We start from the raw sequence: 18,988 nt of genomic DNA on the forward strand, positions 1-18,988 counted from the left end.
CGTATATGATGCAGAAGGATTAATCCTTCTTGCCATTTTCCATTTCTTCAATATGGCGACGCATAAGTTTGTCGGCCAATTCTTTAATGTCCTCTGCCATCTTTTCATCTCCTGTAGAATTCAGTACCGTTTGCGCCATGCCACCGAGGGTATCAATACAGAATCTCTTCATCTGATCCATCGGCATTTCTTTATCCCACAAATCAATTCTCAGGGAATTCAGTTCTTTTTTGTCCCAGATTGAAAGGCTGAAAGCATGGGTTTGCTGTGCTTTGTCGAATGGCCCGTCGGTAGCGTTCCACTCAATGGTTTCAGGAATATTTTGTTCGTCCAAATTGACGTCCAATGTAATGGTTGATTTTTTCATGTTGTTTTATAATAAAGGGGAAAGGTGAACATTCACCCTTCAATTTGATTTCTATTAGCAATATTATTGGTTTTTTTTGTTAAATAAAATCCTCTATGCGCTATCGCTTATTGCTTTTTTCGATATGCCTTTTAATGTCTTGTGGCACAGCTTCTAATCAGGAGAAAGAACCTGAAGATTTAGCAGGTGCACAAACGGTTCGGCTTGGTTTTTATAATGTGGAGAACCTGTTTGATACCACCGACGACCCACAAACAAAGGATGACGAATTCACGCCTGAAGGCTCCAAACATTGGACAAACCGCCGTTGGCAAGAAAAAAATGAACAACTCACCAAAGTGATTTCCGCAATGAAAGTACAGTTGCTGGGCCTGTGTGAAGTAGAAAATGAACAGGTGGTGAAGGAGTTGGTGAAGCACTTGAATCAGGCGGGAGGGCATTATCAGTATGCTCATCGCGAAAGCCGTGACCTGCGAGGAATCGATATGGCACTGCTGTATGATCCTTCTGTTTTTAAGGTGGGAAAAATTCGCCAGCATCATATACGGGTCAATGGGCACCCATACCGTGGATTTCTTGAGGTGAAAGGACAATTACATGATGCGCCGCTATCGCTTTATATTTGTCATTTTCCTTCCAGACGGGGTGGTGTAAAACGTTCGGCGGCCAAGCGGATGCAGGTGGCGAAACAGCTGCGCGAGGCGATTTATCAAAGCAGGAAAGAAAAAGGGGCCATTTTGGTGATGGGCGATTTTAATGATAATCCACAGGATCAGTCGGTTAAGGCGGTGTTGTGTGATACAGATGTGTTGGTGAATCTGGCCAAAGACCTTCCCACCAACCAAAGGGGAAGTACTTATTATCGGGGCGAGTGGCTGCAATTTGATCAGATTTTGTATGGAAAGTCGGAGGAGGCAGGGACAAAAATTGACTTTACCCACAGCAAGCTCAAGCTATTTGCGCCATCATGGTTACGGCAGGGGCCTGATGCTCATCAATATGCTGATTATCCAAATCGAACCTATATCGGTAATCGTTATGTGGGGGGATATAGTGATCATTTTCCTGTATTTTGTGAGATTGTCGTTCAATAGCCTCGGGATTCTTGGACAAAACAAAGCCTTTAATTTAATTAGCGTGTTCAAAACTAAACTAACTTAGACAAATGATATATTCAAACTTAGGAGATACCGATATCGAAGTATCAAAAATCTGTTTGGGAACCATGACCTTCGGGGAGCAGAACTCCGAAAAAGAGGGGCATCAGCAAATGGATTATGCCCTTGAACAGGGCGTGAATTTTTTTGATACCGCCGAGCTGTACTCTGTACCGCCAAAGGCTTCCACTCAGGGGTCTACGGAAAGAATTATTGGTACATGGCTCAAAAAAACAGGCAAGCGAGATCAAATTATTCTGGCTTCCAAAGTGGCGGGCCCAAACCCCAACATGACGTGGTTTCGTGGCGGTCCCGACTTCTCCAGAACACAGATTCGGGAGGCGGTAGAAGGGAGCCTTCAGCGTTTACAAACAGATTACCTGGATTTATATCAATTACACTGGCCCGACAGAAATACCAACTTTTTTGGTCAGTTGGGCTATACCCATGAGGAGGATGAAAATACGCAGTTTGCCGTGATTCTCGATAGCCTTCAGGAGCTGATTTACGAAGGGAAAATCCGACATATCGGCATTTCAAATGAAACACCCTATGGTTTTATGAAATACCTCATGGAAGCTGAAAAGAAGGATCTCCCACGGGTGCGTTCCATTCAAAACCCTTATAACCTGCTGAACAGGACATTTGAAATTGGCAATGCTGAAATTGCCTTGCGGGAAAAAGCAGGGTTGTTGGCTTATTCTCCAATGGGCTTTGGTGTGCTTTCAGGAAAGTACCTTGGGGGCAAGCAGCCCGATAATGCCCGACTGACTTTGTTTCCGCATTATGACCGATACTCCAATGAAAACGCAACCAATGCCGTGAAGGCTTATGCTAAGATCGCTGATGATTTTGGCGTTTCGCTTGCACAGATGTCTTTGGCGTTCGTTACCACCCGACCGTTCATGACGGCCAATATTATTGGAGCCACGACCATGGAACAGCTGAAGGAAAACATCGATTCTGTGAATGTGGAAATTACGGAGGAGATGATGCAGCAAATCAACGAAGTGCATAAGATGTACCCAAATCCAGCGCCTTGATGCGCGTGGTGATATTAAAATCTATCCCGTGATTTTTTGGAATCACGGGATTTTTTTATGCCTTTTCCATGGTATTTTTCAGGCGGGGATCCTTCATTTTTCATTGTGGCAAAAAAGGGCGGACTTTATGCTGATCTTCGCATCAATTTCATGGGATAATTTTCCTTTTGTGGCGCATTCGGCTAAATTTGTGTAATGCGGTAGATAGCCTGCCGACCGATTGTTTAGATATTTTTAGCTGATATATATGCCACATAAGCCCGAAGATGTGCTCAAAGAGCTTCGGAAAAATCAATACGCCCCTGTTTATTTTCTGCAGGGCGATGAACCCTATTTTATAGATCAGATCTCTGATTTTATTGAGAATAATGCCCTTCAGGAGCATGAACGCTCATTTAATCAGGTGATTTTGTATGGTAAGGATATAACAATCAAAGATTTACTTTCGCAGGCACGGCGCTTCCCGATGATGGCCGAACGGCAGGTGGTGATTGTGAAAGAGGCGCAGTCGTTGGCGGGCCTTAATAATAAGGAAGCGGTAGAGCCGCTGATCCATTATCTGAAGCAGGTAGTGCCGACCACCATCCTGGTGTTCAATTTCAAAGGAAAAAATCTTGATAAACGATTGGCCCTGTACAAGGCAATGGATGCCCACGGGATCATTGTTGAGGCCAAAAAAATGTATGATAATCAGCTTCCAGCGTGGGTGAAGAATTATGTTCGGACGCTGAAGTGCTCCATTAATGATGAATCCAGCTTTTTGCTCACCGAACATATTGGGAATGATCTGGATCGCCTCACCAACGAGATCGATAAAATCAGGACCAATTTCAACGGCCCTTTTGAAATCACCCCAGACCTTATTGAGCAATATGTGGGGATCTCCAAAGAGTATAATGTCTTTGAATTTCAGAAGGCACTCGCTTCCAGAAATGTTTTGAAGGCCAATAAAATTGCACAGTATTTTGCTGCCAACCCCAAGGATCATCCGCTGATTCCGATCATCGCAATTCTGTTTGGTTTTTTCTCCAAGTTGCTCATCGCTTCAAGGCAAAAAGACCAGTCGGAAGCAGGCCTTGCACGGGTGCTGAAATTACCGCCCTTCGTGGTGCGGGAATACAAGCAGGCACTGCATCAGTACCCTATACGGCAGCTGATGAGCTGTATTCACACCTTACATCAGGCAGACCTCCAATCCAAAGGGGTGGATGCTGGACAAAAGGATGAACGGGCAATTCTTACGGAATTGGTCTACAACATCCTTCATTAAATTTATTTCTACGGACTACTATTTAACCGAAAAATACGCTTTACTATGGTTAAAAAATTGCTTTTAGCCACCATGCTTTTTGGTGCTACCGAGGCGGTTCATGCCCAAACAACCATCGGGCAGAATACAGACCAGCATGATTTTACCTTCGCCCAGAAATTACTGGACAGGGGAGATTATGTGGCTGCTCGGCTTTCTTACGAAAAATACCTAAAAAATACTGATCAGCCTTTTGCTGAAGAAGCAGCCTATGGGCAGGCATATACCGCCATGCGCTGTAACGATGCCGATGCCCTGAAACTGTACGAGGATTTTATTGCCAACTATCCCGCTCATCCCAAGCATAATTTGGCCCTTAACGATGTGGGGGACTATTATTTCCGCAAGCGGAAATATGCCAAATCCCTTGAGTACTACCAAAAGGTAGATAGCTATCAGCTGAGTGAAGAGCAAGCTGTAGCTTATAATTTTCACCTTGCTTATGCTAATTTTTCGGAAGAGAAATTCGAGCTGGCCTATCCGATATTCTCCAACCTGAAACGCAAGGCAGGGGAATATCAGTACCGATCGGCTTATTACGCAGGGGTTATTGCCTATCAGGAAGAAGATTACGATCAGGCGGTAATGGACCTGAAACTTGCGGCCAACGATCCGCAGTTTAAAGCTCAGGTGCCATATATGGTCGCCAACATATATTATAAGCAAATGCGCTATGAGGAATTGGTGGCGTATGTGGCTGAACATAAAAACGTCAGGAGCCTGTCGAATCGTCGGGAACTGATTTTGCTTACTGGGGCAGCTTACTTTCAGCTCGGCAACTATCAGGACGCAGGGGTGAATTTTGATGAATACCTGAAAGGGAACCGTTCCACTCCTTCTGCTGACGTGCTCTACCGTGTGGCCTTTACCTATTATAAGCTTGGCGAAACAGAGAAGGCCATCAACACTTTCAAGAAGGTGGCTGCTACCGATGATGATTCCGCAGTGTTGGCTTCCTATTATTTAGGGCAATTGTATTTGACGCAAGGCAATGAAGCTTATGCACTGACGGCCTTTGATCAGGTTCGGCAGGCGGAAGTGGAACCTGCGGTGAAAGAGGAAAGTGATTTTCAGTATGCTTACCTGAATTATAAATTGGGCCGATTGAACGTTGCCGTGGAGGCGTTGCAGGAATTTGTTGCCACTTATCCTCGCTCCCGTTATGTGCATCAGGCCACTGATTTGATCGGTGATGCTTACCTGAACACCCGAAATTATGAGCAGGCGTTAACCTACTTTGATCAGATCCCAAACAAGTCTGTGAAAGTTCGTCAGGCTTATCAGGAGCTCGCTTACAAGCGTGGGGTAGAGTTGTTCAATAACAATGAGCCCGATCAGGCAGTAGAATTTTTCAACCGATCGTTGCGCTACCCGCTGGATCCTGAGTTTGAAAATCAAGCGATTTACTGGATTGGGGAAGCCAAATCGCTGGAAAAAAACTGGGGGGATGCCATTAATGCCTACGCCCGTGTGTTTGTGCTTGCGGCACCTAACAGCCAGCTGTACACCAAAGCGAATTATGGAATTGGTTATGCTTACTTCAATTCCAAACAGTATAAAAAAGCGATCCCTCACTTCAAGGATTACACCAACAGCCTCAAGCGGTCAGCGGATAAAATGTTCTACAATGACGCCCTGTTGCGCCTCGGAGATTGTTATTACGTGACCAAATCTTATCAGGAGGCTACCAGAACGTATCAGTTGGCGATTGATCAGGGACTTGAAAATCAGGATCACGCATGGTTTCAGAAAGGGGTAGTGGCGCAGATCTCTGGTCAGGTAAAAACGGCTGCTGCCGACTACGACCACCTGATCAATATGGTGCCCCGATCCACTTATTATGCAAAAGCCTGCCTGCAGAAGGGGCAACTTTATATGGAGGCCTCTCAATACCAGAAAGCCATCAGTGCTTTTGATGTGTTGGTGGCAAATATGCCGCAGAGTCCGTATGTGCCTTTGGCCATTTTGAAAAAAGCTGGCGCAGAATACAATCTTCAAAAGTATGACCATGCGGCAAAATCCTATATCACGATTCTGAATAATTACCCGCAGGATCCTGTGGCGCACGAAGCTTTGATGGCCCTGCAGGAGAGTCTTGCTTCAGCAGGGAAACCTGAGCAGTTCAACAAATACCTTGCGGAATATAAGGAGCGTAACCCTGATGGCAACCTGACCAATGTGGAACTTGAGGCGGCAAAGAGTCTTTACTATGCCCAGAAATATGAGGCGGCCATGGCGGACCTTCAGAAGTTTGTGAACAGTTATCCTAAACACCCGTCGGTGGCGGAAGCCCGCTATTTGATCGGTGAGATTAATTACCGCACCAATAAGGTTTCTGAAGCCATGACGGCCTATAAGCAGGTGGTGAGAGAAGGGAAGAATAATTTTATCAATAAATCATTGTTGCGCCTTGCATCGCTTACGCAGGAACTTGGCGACTATGACCAGTCGATTGCTTATGGCAGATTGCTTGCCGAGCGAAGCACCAAAAAGAAGGAGCGTTACAATGCGTGGTCGGGATTGATGAAAGCTTATTACGATAAGCAATCTTATGACTCTGCCATTTATTTTGCCCATGCGATCAAGGAAAAAGCGGCGGTGAATGTTAATGCAGGCAATACAGCGAATTTGTTTATCGGTAAATCGTTGCTGGCCAAAGGGGATAATGATGCGGCGATGGATCAGTTTGTCGCCTTGATGAACAGTGCCAAAGATGAGAATGGTGCCGAAGCGCAGTACATTCTTGCGGACCTTTTCTATCAGAAAAAGGAGTACAAGCAATCCGTGGAAACCCTTTACGATCTTTCCCAGCAATTCGGGATTTATCCAAAATGGGTCGGGAAATCTTATTTGCTGATGGTTGACAACTATGTGGCGATGGACGAGCTCTTCCAGGCAAAAGCAACCTTGAATTCGATCATTAAAAATGCTTCGGACAAAACCCTGATTCATCAGGCAGAGGACCGCCTGACGCAGGTGGAGGAAGCACTTTCCAAACAGGTGGCGGCAAAAGATACCACAGCGGTGAAAATTGATCAGCCCGATAGTTTGAATGTCTCCGATGCGAATGATCAGCCTGCGGATTCAACCATTCATTAACCTCATTGACCAAAAATTAATCATGAAAAATCATATTGTACTTTTGGCAAGCGCACTGCTTTTTGGTGCGGCAACGGTGCAGGCACAGGATGACAGTGGCCTGAACGATGCGAGAATTGTCATTGAAAAAAACAGAACCAATACGGTTCAGTCTGAAGAAAGATCCTTCGAAAAAATTGCCCCCGTCCCACAAGGGAAAAATCAGCCGATTATGCTGAATTATTCACCCGTGGAATTCAAGGCTTCACTGGATCCCCTCGAACCGACGATCCGAGTTACAGGACTTAAAAGTGAGAAATTACCCCATTCAAAAAATGGTTATTTTGAGCTTGGTGTGGGTAATTACCTGAACACCTATGCGCAAGGGTATGCCAATACGATTCGTAAAAAAAATATGGATGCAGGTGTTTATCTTAAGCATTTTTCCGCTTTGCAAGGACCTGTGGATGGGAATAACTCAAGCAGCAGCGAGAATGAAATTGCAGGTTTGCTGAACTATTACACCAAAAAGGCGACCATCAATACGAAGTTGGGCTATGAGCGGTGGGCCAATAAATTTTATGGTTACCCCGCAGGTACAGAGGTGAATGATGCGCAGCTGAAGCAACATTTCAATTTCATCAATTTTGAAACGAAAGTGGAGGGTACGGATCAGTCAGCGCCCTTGGCATTCAAAGGTGGAATGGATTATCATTTCACAGGAGATCGTTTCAATGCGTCAGAACATTTGGTTAAGCTCGATGGTGATTTTGCTTACCGCACGGGTGAAATTTGGCAGCCTGGGGTAATGCTCAAAATGGATTACGCCAACCGCCAGGACAGCCTTGCCAGTGAGGGGCGTCTGGGCTTGCAAATCATTCCAAATGTGCGACTGGTTTTCGATCAGTTTGATTTGAGCCTTGGATTGAATTTCGCTTATCAGAATGATTCCACCGAAAACCTGGACAACTTTATGGTGTTCCCTTATTTTTCCGGAACGTATAAGATGAGTGAATATTTTGGCTTATTTGCCAGCCTGAAAGGGGATATGCAATTTAACAGCCTTTACAATGTGGTGCGGTACAATCCTTGGATGGCACCAGAATTTTCCTTGCAGAATGCCGCCACACCTTTTGATTTCTCTATTGGTGGAAAGGGTAAGTTTTCGCATTATTTGAATTACAGCGCCAGTTTAGGGGTGAAGCAAATTAACAACCTGATGACGGTGGTGAACAACCCGATGGATCAGGCACAATTCTTAACCGCCTATGACAGCGGCAAAACCACCGTTTTTCATGTAGCGGCACACTTGGCATACGAGTTAAATCAAATTGCTGCAGGTACCGATTTCAGATACAATAATTATAGCACCAGTACACTTGAGGCGGCTTTTCATCTGCCAACATTAGACTGGAATTTCTGGGGTAAATACCGCTACGACGATAAACTGTCTTTCAGCACACAACTTCATATTCTTGGCGGTTTGAAAGCGCTTGCGCCGACCACCAACGAAGTTACGAACCTGAAAACGATCGTTGATTTGGGTGTTCGGGCAGATTATCAGCTTAATGAACGCTTTGGTGCATTTGCCAAGATTGATAATCTACTGGCGCAAAAATACGAGCGTTTTCAATATTATCCAGTAAGGGGATTCCAATTAATGGTCGGAGCCTCAGTAACTTTCTAATCAGTAATTGGATTAATCAAACTTTAATCTGACGGTATTCCATCATAAATGAACAAAATTGTGTGGAATATTTAGTGATTTTTGCTTTATTAACATATTAATTGAAACCATTAACCATTTATTCACTTCAACGCCTTCATACTAATGGCAAGTATTAACGATTTAAATAACGACGATCAAAATAAAGAAGAATTAGACGGTGATAACTTCGGTCTTCCAAATTTTGACTTCGATTCCAATACTTCTTCAGCGCAAAATGCTTCTACAGAAGAACCTTCAGAAAATACTTTTTTCAATGAAACCAATGCTTTTGAAGAGGTAAGTGCTGCAGGTGCTTTTGAACAGGAAGAAACCAACAACCAGGAAGAAGCTAAAGATTCTTTTTCTTCGGACTTCAATGTTGAAGAGGAAGAAGAGGATAGCAATAGAAATACATGGATTTGGATCGGTGTAGTGATTTTATTGTTGGTAGGGGTTGGGACGTTCATTTTCAAGGCTATGGGCCCTGATGATACCAATTCCGCAGAAGCCAACCAGGTAGTGCAGGAAGCATTGCAGGATACGCAGGTTGCTGAAACTGCTTCTGAGCCTGTAGAGGAAGTAGCGCCAGAACCAGTGGAGGTTGTTGAAACACCTGTAGCTGAGGAGTCAGGGATCGTAAGATTGACTTCATTGACGGGGAACTTCCACGTGGTGGTGAAAAGTTTTGTGGACAGCGATTTGGCGATGGACTTTGCCAAACAACTCGAAGCGGAAGGAAATACCGTTTACCTTTTCAACTCACCACGTAAGCCAAATGGCATGATTTACCATCGTGTGGCTTTGGGTAAATTTACTTCTGAAGAAGAAGCGACCGCCTCTAAAGCGGATTACAGCGGAACTTACGGTGAAGATGTTTGGGTGAAGAAATTCTAAACTGAATTACTGAAAAAATAGCAGTAGAGCCTTGATAATTTCGGTTGTCAAGGCTCTTTTTTTATGCCCTGACCGACGCAAAGAAGAGATTTTCTTTTATATTTCGCTTTCAAATGCATCAATAAACCGACTTATTTTATAATCTATTGAATATCAGGAGGGTTGGTGCGCCTTATTACTGTTTCGCAATAAAAGTCAGAAGCCATTATGTTATCATTGCTTTTTCAACAAATATCTACAACAACAGAACCGATTGCCGCAGATGTCGCTGCACATGCAGATTCAATCAGCCTCCTGGATTTAGTCCTCAAGGGCGGATGGATGATGATCCCTTTGGCCTTATTGCTGGTGGGGGCCATTTATATCATCATTGAGCGCTATATGACGTTGATCAGTGCCTCGAAATTGCCTAAAGATTTCAATGAAACGATCCGTACGTTGGTGATGAGTGGGGAAATTGAGCAGGCCAAAGCAGTGTGCCGTGAGAATGATTCTCCTGTGGCAAAAATGATCGAAAAGGGAATTTCAAGAATTGGGAATTCCATGAAAAATATTGAGGCTTCAATCGAAAATGTGGGTAAAATTCAAATTTACCGCCTCGAGAAAAACCTGAGTGTGTTGGCCACTATTTCTGGTGCCGCACCTATGATGGGCTTCCTTGGAACAGTTACAGGGATGATCTCGGCTTTTATTGCCATTGCTCAGGAACAAGGCTCTGTAAGCCCAAAATTGCTTTCTTCAGGGATTTATGAAGCGATGATTACGACTGCTTTCGGTTTGCTTGTCGGCCTGATCGCCTATCTGGGTTACAACTTCCTGGTGGCTAAAGTTCAAAAGCTGATCCAGGCGATGGAGTACAATACCATTGATTTCATTGACTTGCTTCAGGAACCACAAAATAAATTGTAATACGCCCCTCGACGTATCATTAATCATTTATAGAACGAAAGATGGGTTTACAATCAAAAAATAAAATCAGTTCGGCTTTCAGTATGTCCTCCATGACGGACATCATCTTTTTGTTGCTGATCTTTTTCATGCTGACGTCCAATTTTATTACCCCTTCGGGGCTTCCAGTGAATTTGCCTTCCAGCAAAAAGGCTGAAATTGTCATGCAGAAACTCAGCATTACCATCACCAAGGATTTACAATATTTTGTGAATGACAAAAAGGTGGATCGGGCAATGGTAGAGTCGACACTCGCTGCTGAACTCAAAGGAAAAGAAGGCGTGGTGGTATTGCATGTGGATAAAACGGTGCCCACCGAACACTTGGTTTATGTTGCGGGTATTGCCGCCAAGCTGAAGGCGAAAGTATCTATTGCGGCTACGCCAGAAACAAAATAATTATGGAAGACCAAAAGCAAAAACAACGGGAATACCTCAGTATGGCCATTACGGCAGTGCTGGCGATCGCCCTGACGGTTTCTTTGTTCTTCATCATGGTTTGGCACGCTCCAGATCCACCCTTGCCCGTTTATGGTTTGGAGCTGAGTTTGGGGACAAGCGAAAGGGGGAGCGGTGAGCCCGTGAAGCCAATAAAAGCGGCTACACCCGTAGAAACTCCACCAACAAAAATCACCCCGAAGCCTATTCCTCAGCCTGAAGAACAGCCTGAGGAGGTGGAAGAAGTAACACCAGAAGAATCGACACCTACGGAAGAAACCATTACGCCAGAAGTGATCGAAACGCAGGAAGAGCCTTCTTATAAAGAGGAGGAGAAGAAGGAAAAAGTGGTGAAGCCGAAGGAGGAACCGAAAGAGGAGGTGAAACCGATTCATGAGTTTCCATCAAAACAGAAGGCTGCGGAAGAGCAAACGCAAACGGCGCCGCAACCGTCCTCTGGAACCGACGAATCTGGTGCAGGGAATCAGGGGAAGGAAGAAGGCAAGATTGATGAGCGCGGCATATATCAGGGGAGTTTTGGCGCCAAGGGAGCCAGCCTGGACATGAAAGGCTGGGCTTGGGATGGCGCTCCACGACCTCAGGATACTTCCAATGAAAGCGGTAAAATTGTTTATCAGATTCGAATTGATGAGGATGGTGAAATTCAGGAAGTACGACGGATTGAGTCCACGGTGCGCCCCGAAATTGAAACGAAATACCGTAAGGCGGTGGAGCAGTTGACCTTCAGCCGGACGGCAGATAACCTACGACCTACGCCATTCACTACGGGAAGGATTACCTTCATTATCAATGCCAATTAAGAGCATATTTTAAACACGCTCCAAAGCATACAGGAAATTGAAAACCGTCGTCAGGCGGTTTTTTTTATGTTTATAGGTGGAGAAACTTAATGGTGTGCGCTGCATTATTGCTGATATTTTATCCGCAGGTTAATTCACTTAGAGATGAAGCGATATTTGTTTTGAGAGTAGATATCAGTCGGGGACTTCGTTCTTTTGAGCAGTCAGGACACCGTATTTCCACAGCCCTTCCACCAGGGCTTCATGCTGAGCAATGACACTCTCTACGCGCGTTTTGGTGATCCTGAATTTTTTCGGGAAAATGGCATGAAGGGGCAGACTTAGCTTGCCGATTTTTCCAAGCAAATACAGCCGTTGGGAAGATTTAAAGGCTGCATTGGTGTAATCTTCAAATGGAGCCACGGAAAAATTCAGATCGGTCAGATTGGTGCGGAACACCTGATAATCCGCAAGTCGTTTAATGTGGTAGCCCTTAAACCAGCGCTCCAGCATCGGGTGGTGGTTCACATGTTCGCTCTGCCAGTAATCACAGATCATCAGTCGGCCAAGAGGCTGAAGTACCCGTGCAATTTCAGAGAGTAACATCGGAAGATCCTGACAATGGAAAACACTTTCCAGTGCCCAGTAATGGGTAAAGCTTTCGGCACTGAAAGGAAGTTGATGATAATCTGCCTTGACGAAGTTGACCAGATGCTGTACTTTTTGAGAATGGGCAAGATCGTTGGCAATGCTGAGCTGTCGGTCGGAAAGGGTAATGCCGGTAACCTTGCAGCCATAGCGTTTGGCGAGCCATACTGCCGTGCCACCATAGCCACAGCCAGCATCCAAGATATGGGCATTTCCATCGACTTTTGAGGTCGTAGCCAACCGCAGTCGCAGGTTCAAGATGGCTTCCTCGATATTTTTGGTGTCCGTTTCCCAATAGCCGTAATTCATGGCATAGGATTTTCCGAGCCTCCACACGAGTCGGTAGATCCATTCCGTCTGATCGTAGGCTTCATGAATGGCTTTGATTTCGTGATCTTTCATGACTTTATTTTTGCAATCGCTCCGCAATTATTTTCCGTTCGGCCTGATAATCCTTATCCCATACCGCTACGCCATCCCAGTCCCAGAGCGGGAGAGGAATCAGGTTTTGTGCAAAGAGCGAACGCATCAGGGTGGTTTCCTCCGCAGGAGTGCGGGCAAATGAAAAGGGGTTTCTATACTTTTCTCCGGATTTCAGTGGCGCATATTTTTCATCGTTCACCTCAATCAGTGCGAGCATTTCCTTGCCTCGGCCTTGCAGATAATCTAAAAAGAGAGGATCAAAAGCACCAATATTCTTACGGTGCTCAGGAGATTTGCCCACCCACTTTGCCCAGTCAAAGCCATAGGAGAAATCATGAACATATTGGAAAGAGATTTTTGTTTCCTTGCCAAAAGTGGCCATCAGCGCCTGTAATCGCTCAGATAACATCAGCAGGAAGGCATGGCCATTTTCCTGTTGAAGACTCATGCGAACACATTCGTGCACCATAAAATCCATATCGTAAAATACATTTTGCGGATAGTGCCTGATTTGGGCTTTAATAATGTCAAGGCATAAGCCTGCCAAAGTTGCCGTATATGGGTAGTTGGGGTAATCCTCCTGAAGTTTTCGCCCCAGCAGCTGAAAAGAGTGGGCTTTGTCTTGGGCAGGGTTCAGGGACTTAAAAGCGATTGATTTTGATTCGATAAATTCATCTATGGCAAGGAAAAGTGGTTCATGCTTCGTCATGGTGATAATTTACAAATTAGCAACAGAATTACAGGCTTTTAAATGAAAAATAATAGTAAGGCACTGCCGCCAAGCATACTCAGCCAAATGCCTGAATGAAGTTTGGATTTATATACGCCGATCGCCGCAAAGGCATTTGTGGTGGCATAGTGGGATTTTTTTTGCATCTGAATGCCAAAGTAAATCAAGTTCAGCAATACAAGCTCATGCACAACATTCGGAAGGTGAAAGGGCATCAGCCAGCTCACCAATATATAAGCCGTAGCCGCCCAATAGGAAATCATAATCCCCTGACGAACTTTATGGTTGCCCAGAATGGTGGTAAATGTATTTTTCCGACCCAGTCGATCGGTCTCTTCGTCTGAAAGGCCACTTGCCAGCGCACTGCTCAGCGCTAGCAAGGTGGAGGCAGGAATCAATACATAGGCACTTTCAACCCATAATTCCCCCGCCTGCAAAAAGGCTGCGAACAGGGGTAAGATCAGTCCGACCCCAATCATTTCGAGCAACTCGCCACCACCACGATAATTCAGCTTGATGGGGGGAAGGGTGTAGGCGATAAATATCAGGCAACAGGCAATGCCGAGGAAGAATGCCTCCTGTCCCAAGGCGATGGATCTGCCTGCAAAATAGGCGGCAGGAAAACCGATCAGCATACAGAGAACGGCCACAATTTTAAGATGGCGGGCAGGCAAAATATTATCAGGAATTGTTTTTGGGGAGCAACCGTCGGGAAACTTTTTTCTTTTGATGGTGTCCACCGCTACATCGCCAAGGTCATTGACCATCACAATGAAAATTACGCCACAAATGGCAAACACACTGCCCCAAAGTAAGGGTGCAAGGCGCAAGGTTCCACTGTGATGAGCACCCATAAACTGCCCCATAAAAAATGGGGTCAGAATTTTAGGCCAGCTGTTAATTTTTAGGGCTTTGGCCCATTTATTGATTAAACTCAAATCGAATATTTTATAAATATTTTCATTATATTTTTAATTGGTGTAAGTTGAATGCATCAGCGGTTTTCCGCCTTCAGATTCCATTACCATACTTTCTACTTATGATTACAAGAACGTTTTTATACGTTACGCTGTGTTTGTTCCTGGGGCTTGTGTTCCCCCAACAAGCCAAATCAATGACCAACACGGATTCTTTATCTGTACGTGTTGCTCAGCGCATTGAGCAACTGATTATTCAGGATTCTTTGAACAGGGTTCAGCTACAGGAAGCCTTGCGCGATTATCATTATATTTCAGGTAAGGGAACCGAGGCGCCTTCCTCTTCGATCAATGCTGTGCAGAAAGCTCGAATTGAGGAGAAAAAAGCAAAGGATAAAATTCTGATTCCCGTGATCCCTTTCAGTGGTGATACCATATTTTCCCTCTTTGATACTGCCAACAGGGCAGAAATGCAGGTAAAAAAACGCCTGATAGAAAACAATATTCAGTATATCGTCAATCATTATATCTATTTTGAGGATTCCTTGAAGATAAGGAATAAGATTGAATTTACGGACATCTATTATCGGGATACCGTGCTGATGACGGTCGATAATTTTGATGCGCTGATGGCTGATACTACAAGGGCAGGACTGGCAAAAAAGTACAGGGGAGCGATCAATACGGCGATTGATAAAAATGTATCGGAGCGGAACGTAATGTCTATTGCCATGGCCATTGGTCTATTAATCCTTCTTTATATTATCATCAAACTGATCAAGCGACTGGGGAAAATAATTCGCCTGTGGGTGATTCAGCGTAAATTAAAACTCTTCAAAACCATTAAGCTCAAGGGGGTGGATTTCCTTGATGCAGATCAGCAACTTTTCTTCGCCCTAAAGCTGATACAGGTCCTCTATTATCTGGTGCTGGTGATTACCGTTTATCTTTACCTGCCACTGGTTTTCAGTGTATTCCCACCACTTAGGGGTGTAGCGAATAAACTTTTTGGTTTTGTATGGAACCCTGTGAAGTCTATTTTCTTTGCTATTTTCGATTATCTACCCAACCTGTTTTTTATTGTTATTATCTTTTTGGCCATTCAGTACCTTATTCGAGCACTCGATGCCGTCGCCAATGAAATCAAACAGGGGAAGATAAAAATTCAGGGCTTTTTCCCCGAATGGGCAAAACCGACGATGAAAATCATCAAATTTTTGCTTTACTCTTTTATGCTGGTATTGATCTTTCCTTACCTTCCTGGGGCGCAGTCGGAGGCCTTCAAAGGGGTTTCGGTTTTTATTGGGGTTTTGATTTCCATCGGGTCAAGTTCTGCCATCACCAATTCCATTGCAGGGATTGTCATCACTTATATGCGTCCTTTTACTATCGGTGACTGGGTGGAGGTATCTGGCGTTCGAGGTGAGCTTATCGAGCGGTCGATGTTTGTGATTCGCCTTCGAACCAATGAAAACAAGATCGTTACCATTCCCAATTCTTCTATATTGGCCAATAACTCGATCAACCTGTCGGTGTCCAATAAGCGATACAAACTGATTGTCCATACGGAAATATCCATTGGCTATGATGTGCCCTGGCGGAAAGTGCGGGACTTGATGATCAGCGCGGCGCAAGCTACGGAAGGCGTGTTGCAAAACCCAACACCTTTTGTGTTGACCCCAAAACTTCATGACTTTTATATTGAGTACAGTGTCAAGTGCTATACCAATTTCCCGAATAAATTGCCAAAAATTGAAGCCTTGCTGAACCAGAATATTCTCGACAAATTCAATGAGGCAGGAGTGGAGATCCTATCCCCTCATTTTCAGTCGCAGCACGCAGGGGCATCTCCTGTGATCGTTGATCAGTTAAATTATGACACTGCCAAAGGAAACACCGACCCTGATAATGATCAATAATAAGGCTCATTCTTGCTGCAGAATGGCGGTCATGCAGATGACAAATAGACCGTGAATCGGTAAAATCGATACTTTCAAGGTGAAAATAGATGAGATTGAGTGGGAAGCTTTCGGTTTATTGCTGTTATAAATTTTGAATTGTAACAAAAAAACCAAAACACTATTATGGCAAATTTCACAGTCCCATCGAAAGAACAAGTTTCTGAAGAAAACCAAAAATCATTCACGAACCTTAAAGGTGCTTTAGGTTTTGTACCTAATATTTATGCCTACATGGCGCACAGTAAAACGGCTCTGAAAGATTATTTGGCTTTGAGTGGACGCAAAAGCAGCCTGAGCATTAAAGAACAAGAAATTGTAAACTTGGCCACCAGTCAGTTGAATGGTTGCCAGTATTGTTTGGGAGCGCATACGATGATTGCAAAAAACAATGGCTTCTCTGGAGAGCAGGTTATTGAAGCCCGTAATGGGGAAGCTTCTTACGATGAGAAGCTGAACGTATTGGCGCAATTCACAAAAGAAGCGGTAGATAATCGTGGTAGTGTTTCGGAAGCTTCAAAAGATAAATTTTTTGAGGCAGGCTTTACCGAAGAAAACCTTGTAGATGTGGTGATGTTGATTGGTGACAGAACAATCACTAACCTGATGCATAACCTCGCACAGTTTAAAGTGGACTTCCCTGCTGCAGATCCTATGGATTAATACATTGAAAAAACAATAATTTAAAGCACCTTTAACCGGGTGCTTTTTGTTTTTAGGGACTTTGTGAAGCGAAAAGTGCAAAAATTCAACGGGAGGGCATTTTCAATCCCTTCATTTTTTTTGGACTAATAATTATTCGTTAGCTTCACATGATTTTCTTCAGGGCGGGGCGAAATTCCCCACCGGTGGTAGAGTCCACGAGGCTAAAGCCTGATATGGTTAAATTCCATAACCGACGGTCATAGTCCGGATGAAAGAAGAAAAAATAGATCCCTAATGGTCTGCGGACTGATAGGGGAAATTATGCCCTGATGAGTTTTTATATTCATAAACACAAAGAATGAAAACCATCAAAGAATTTGATCGTAATTTTGAGGCTCGGATAAACGAGGCAATCGCCGCTTTAAAGGCGGGTAGAGGAGTATTGGTGATGGATGATTTTGACCGCGAAAATGAAGGTGATATCATCTTCCCGGCGCAAAGTATCACACCAAAAGACATGGCCCTGATGATCAGGGAAACCAGTGGAATTGTATGTTTATGCCTTACGCATGAGCGATGTGAGCAATTGCAACTGCCACCTATGGTCCTTGACAATAACAGTAAAAACCAGACGGCTTTTACCGTTACCATCGAGGCAAAAGAAGGGGTAACCACCGGGGTTTCTGCCAAAGATCGGGTAACGACAATCCAAACGGCGGTAGCGAAAAATGCTCAGCCAGAAGACTTGGCGCGGCCAGGTCATGTTTTTCCTTTGAGAGCACACCCTGATGGCGTGTTTGGCCGTCGCGGGCATACCGAAGGAAGTATTGATTTGGTGAAACTTGCAGGGCTTGGCGACAGTGCGGTTTTGGCTGAGGTAACCCTCGAGGATGGCACAATGGCCAAATTGCCAGAGATCATCGCCTTTTCTGAAGTTCATGATATGCCTGTACTTTCCATTGAAGACATCTTTCAGTATCGGAAATTGCAAGAAAAAAATTAATCCTAAAAGACTGTTCAAACGATGGACAGTCTTTTTTTAGGTCTTAGTAATTTAACATAATGTAATCGTATTGCCTTTTGCCATTGCTGTGCGTTTGACTACTTCAAATAATAGGGCAGGAGGCCGGGCAAAAAAAAAAGAAGCCCCAAAGGACTTCTCTTCAATTCTGGATAATCTGAATTATTCTTCATCGGACTGCAAGGTGTTCAGTTCAGAGATCGTCTTATTGACATAATGAACAAATCGCTGATCCACCAATTTCCTTGAGTCATCTTCAGTACATTCTATTTCTTTATAAACTTTACCGATAATCTGCCGAATCCCCTTCCAGTGAAGGTCGAAATGTTCAGCGATTTTTTGAACAGGCATGCCATTAAGATATAGACGAAATATTTTGAGATATTTTACTTGCATAAAGAATTTGAGTCGAAAAAGAATCGTAGCGTAGGAATTATTTAAGGATTTGAGCGGTATGCTCTTTCGTTTTTACCTTTTCAATAATTTCCTCTAATTTACCTTCTTCATCAATAATAAAGGTAGTACGCACTGTTCCCATATAGGTACGGCCATAATTTTTCTTTTCAGCCCAGGTGCCATAAAGTTCGTGCACTTTTTTATCCTCATCGGCAATCAAAGGAAAAGGAAGCTCGTGTTTGGCAATGAATTTTTGGTGTGAAGTTTCGCCATCTGTAGAAACGCCAATCACCTGATAACCCTGCTGTTGAAGTGCCTCATAATTATCACGAAGGTTACAAGCCTGTGCTGTACAGCCAGGGGTATTATCCTTCGGGTAAAAATAAAGGACCACTTTTTTTCCTTTAAAATCTTCTAATTTAATCAGGTTCCCATTTTGGTCTTTGCCTTCAAAGGCAGGGGCCTGTTCTCCAATATTTAAGCTCATAGGACGGGTTTTATTTTCTGTT

At 44.1% G+C, this 18,988-nt stretch carries 18 protein-coding genes and 1 riboswitch; of the genes, 12 read left to right on the forward strand and 6 right to left on the reverse strand.

The genetic code is table 11. The features are described 5' to 3' along the window. Positions 1-19 precede the first annotated feature (19 nt). On the reverse strand, positions 20-367 hold the full coding sequence (gene gldC, locus AABK40_RS06445; protein WP_332920599.1) for a gliding motility protein GldC: 348 nt from the start codon (positions 365-367) through the stop codon (positions 20-22). A 95-nt stretch (positions 368-462) separates the two neighbouring features. Between gldC and AABK40_RS06450 the strand changes: the two genes are divergently transcribed. The 9 genes from AABK40_RS06450 (at position 463) to AABK40_RS06490 (ending at position 11,762) form a co-directional block, all read left to right on the forward strand. Beyond that, on the forward strand, positions 463-1,461 hold the full coding sequence (locus AABK40_RS06450) for an endonuclease/exonuclease/phosphatase family protein (RefSeq protein ID WP_338397979.1): 999 nt from the start codon (positions 463-465) through the stop codon (positions 1,459-1,461). 71 nt (positions 1,462-1,532) lie between these two features. After that, positions 1,533-2,567 (forward strand): NADP(H)-dependent aldo-keto reductase, encoded by a 1,035-nt coding sequence (locus AABK40_RS06455; RefSeq protein WP_332920601.1) that lies wholly within the window; start codon positions 1,533-1,535, stop codon positions 2,565-2,567. Between the two features lie 247 nt (positions 2,568-2,814). Next, positions 2,815-3,837: a DNA polymerase III subunit delta gene (gene holA, locus AABK40_RS06460; protein WP_338397980.1), complete on the forward strand. Its 1,023-nt coding sequence runs from the start codon at positions 2,815-2,817 to the stop codon at positions 3,835-3,837. 45 nt (positions 3,838-3,882) lie between these two features. Continuing rightward, complete coding sequence (locus AABK40_RS06465; RefSeq protein ID WP_338397981.1) at positions 3,883-6,975, forward strand: tetratricopeptide repeat protein; 3,093 nt, start codon at positions 3,883-3,885, stop codon at positions 6,973-6,975. Between the two features lie 22 nt (positions 6,976-6,997). After that, positions 6,998-8,641, forward strand: a complete 1,644-nt coding sequence (locus AABK40_RS06470; protein WP_338397982.1) for a TonB-dependent receptor — start codon at positions 6,998-7,000, stop codon at positions 8,639-8,641. Positions 8,642-8,785: 144 nt separating this feature from the next. Beyond that, positions 8,786-9,556, forward strand: coding sequence for an SPOR domain-containing protein (locus tag AABK40_RS06475; RefSeq protein WP_338397983.1), 771 nt, complete (start codon positions 8,786-8,788; stop codon positions 9,554-9,556). Between the two features lie 207 nt (positions 9,557-9,763). After that, positions 9,764-10,465 (forward strand): MotA/TolQ/ExbB proton channel family protein, encoded by a 702-nt coding sequence (locus AABK40_RS06480; RefSeq protein ID WP_332920606.1) that lies wholly within the window; start codon positions 9,764-9,766, stop codon positions 10,463-10,465. Positions 10,466-10,506: 41 nt separating this feature from the next. Next, positions 10,507-10,902, forward strand: coding sequence for an ExbD/TolR family protein (locus AABK40_RS06485; RefSeq protein WP_332920607.1), 396 nt, complete (start codon positions 10,507-10,509; stop codon positions 10,900-10,902). A gap of 2 nt (positions 10,903-10,904) precedes the next feature. Next, positions 10,905-11,762: a hypothetical protein gene (locus AABK40_RS06490; protein WP_338397984.1), complete on the forward strand. Its 858-nt coding sequence runs from the start codon at positions 10,905-10,907 to the stop codon at positions 11,760-11,762. A 174-nt stretch (positions 11,763-11,936) separates the two neighbouring features. On the opposite strand, the gene AABK40_RS06495 is transcribed toward AABK40_RS06490, so the two are convergent. From AABK40_RS06495 to AABK40_RS06505, 3 genes are read right to left on the reverse strand one after another with little or no spacing between them, the layout of a single operon-like run. Next, the gene (locus AABK40_RS06495) at positions 11,937-12,791 is read right to left on the reverse strand and encodes an SAM-dependent methyltransferase (protein ID WP_338397985.1); all 855 of its coding nucleotides are present in this window, start codon (positions 12,789-12,791) and stop codon (positions 11,937-11,939) included. A 4-nt stretch (positions 12,792-12,795) separates the two neighbouring features. Continuing rightward, positions 12,796-13,521 (reverse strand): hypothetical protein, encoded by a 726-nt coding sequence (locus tag AABK40_RS06500; RefSeq protein WP_338397986.1) that lies wholly within the window; start codon positions 13,519-13,521, stop codon positions 12,796-12,798. A gap of 38 nt (positions 13,522-13,559) precedes the next feature. Then, the gene (locus AABK40_RS06505; protein WP_338397987.1) at positions 13,560-14,480 is read right to left on the reverse strand and encodes a prenyltransferase; all 921 of its coding nucleotides are present in this window, start codon (positions 14,478-14,480) and stop codon (positions 13,560-13,562) included. Between the two features lie 101 nt (positions 14,481-14,581). Between AABK40_RS06505 and AABK40_RS06510 the strand changes: the two genes are divergently transcribed. The 3 genes from AABK40_RS06510 to ribB all read left to right on the forward strand — a co-directional run bounded on the left by AABK40_RS06510 (position 14,582) and on the right by ribB (position 18,065). Then, the gene (locus AABK40_RS06510; RefSeq protein ID WP_338397988.1) at positions 14,582-16,378 is read left to right on the forward strand and encodes a mechanosensitive ion channel family protein; all 1,797 of its coding nucleotides are present in this window, start codon (positions 14,582-14,584) and stop codon (positions 16,376-16,378) included. Positions 16,379-16,543: 165 nt separating this feature from the next. Next, a complete protein-coding gene (locus tag AABK40_RS06515) occupies positions 16,544-17,080 on the forward strand; it encodes a carboxymuconolactone decarboxylase family protein (protein WP_338397989.1) in 537 nt (178 codons plus the stop codon). A gap of 151 nt (positions 17,081-17,231) precedes the next feature. Then, positions 17,232-17,346, forward strand: a riboswitch (FMN riboswitch). A 74-nt stretch (positions 17,347-17,420) separates the two neighbouring features. Continuing rightward, the gene (gene ribB, locus AABK40_RS06520; protein ID WP_338397990.1) at positions 17,421-18,065 is read left to right on the forward strand and encodes a 3,4-dihydroxy-2-butanone-4-phosphate synthase; all 645 of its coding nucleotides are present in this window, start codon (positions 17,421-17,423) and stop codon (positions 18,063-18,065) included. 180 nt (positions 18,066-18,245) lie between these two features. Here ribB and AABK40_RS06525 read toward each other — a convergent pair whose 3' ends face one another. Beyond that, positions 18,246-18,434 (reverse strand): hypothetical protein, encoded by a 189-nt coding sequence (locus AABK40_RS06525; RefSeq protein ID WP_332920615.1) that lies wholly within the window; start codon positions 18,432-18,434, stop codon positions 18,246-18,248. 82 nt (positions 18,435-18,516) lie between these two features. Continuing rightward, positions 18,517-18,966: a thioredoxin-dependent thiol peroxidase gene (gene bcp / locus AABK40_RS06530; RefSeq protein ID WP_332920616.1), complete on the reverse strand. Its 450-nt coding sequence runs from the start codon at positions 18,964-18,966 to the stop codon at positions 18,517-18,519. Positions 18,967-18,988 lie beyond the last annotated feature (22 nt).

The sequence above is a fragment of the Persicobacter psychrovividus genome, assembly GCF_036492425.1.
GTDB classification, from domain to species: Bacteria; Bacteroidota; Bacteroidia; order Cytophagales; family Cyclobacteriaceae; genus Persicobacter; species Persicobacter psychrovividus.

What these genes read in the sequence shown, in the direction of transcription:
- gldC (WP_332920599.1), bottom strand. Translation starts at nt 367, where the DNA reads ATGAAAAAATCAACCATTACATTGGACGTCAATTTGGACGAACAAAAT.
- AABK40_RS06450 (WP_338397979.1), top strand. Translation starts at nt 463, where the DNA reads ATGCGCTATCGCTTATTGCTTTTTTCGATATGCCTTTTAATGTCTTGT.
- AABK40_RS06455 (WP_332920601.1), top strand. Translation starts at nt 1,533, where the DNA reads ATGATATATTCAAACTTAGGAGATACCGATATCGAAGTATCAAAAATC.
- holA (WP_338397980.1), top strand. Translation starts at nt 2,815, where the DNA reads ATGCCACATAAGCCCGAAGATGTGCTCAAAGAGCTTCGGAAAAATCAA.
- AABK40_RS06465 (WP_338397981.1), top strand. Translation starts at nt 3,883, where the DNA reads ATGGTTAAAAAATTGCTTTTAGCCACCATGCTTTTTGGTGCTACCGAG.
- AABK40_RS06470 (WP_338397982.1), top strand. Translation starts at nt 6,998, where the DNA reads ATGAAAAATCATATTGTACTTTTGGCAAGCGCACTGCTTTTTGGTGCG.
- AABK40_RS06475 (WP_338397983.1), top strand. Translation starts at nt 8,786, where the DNA reads ATGGCAAGTATTAACGATTTAAATAACGACGATCAAAATAAAGAAGAA.
- AABK40_RS06480 (WP_332920606.1), top strand. Translation starts at nt 9,764, where the DNA reads ATGTTATCATTGCTTTTTCAACAAATATCTACAACAACAGAACCGATT.
- AABK40_RS06485 (WP_332920607.1), top strand. Translation starts at nt 10,507, where the DNA reads ATGGGTTTACAATCAAAAAATAAAATCAGTTCGGCTTTCAGTATGTCC.
- AABK40_RS06490 (WP_338397984.1), top strand. Translation starts at nt 10,905, where the DNA reads ATGGAAGACCAAAAGCAAAAACAACGGGAATACCTCAGTATGGCCATT.
- AABK40_RS06495 (WP_338397985.1), bottom strand. Translation starts at nt 12,791, where the DNA reads ATGAAAGATCACGAAATCAAAGCCATTCATGAAGCCTACGATCAGACG.
- AABK40_RS06500 (WP_338397986.1), bottom strand. Translation starts at nt 13,521, where the DNA reads ATGACGAAGCATGAACCACTTTTCCTTGCCATAGATGAATTTATCGAA.
- AABK40_RS06510 (WP_338397988.1), top strand. Translation starts at nt 14,582, where the DNA reads ATGATTACAAGAACGTTTTTATACGTTACGCTGTGTTTGTTCCTGGGG.
- AABK40_RS06515 (WP_338397989.1), top strand. Translation starts at nt 16,544, where the DNA reads ATGGCAAATTTCACAGTCCCATCGAAAGAACAAGTTTCTGAAGAAAAC.
- ribB (WP_338397990.1), top strand. Translation starts at nt 17,421, where the DNA reads ATGAAAACCATCAAAGAATTTGATCGTAATTTTGAGGCTCGGATAAAC.
- AABK40_RS06525 (WP_332920615.1), bottom strand. Translation starts at nt 18,434, where the DNA reads ATGCCTGTTCAAAAAATCGCTGAACATTTCGACCTTCACTGGAAGGGG.
- bcp (WP_332920616.1), bottom strand. Translation starts at nt 18,966, where the DNA reads ATGAGCTTAAATATTGGAGAACAGGCCCCTGCCTTTGAAGGCAAAGAC.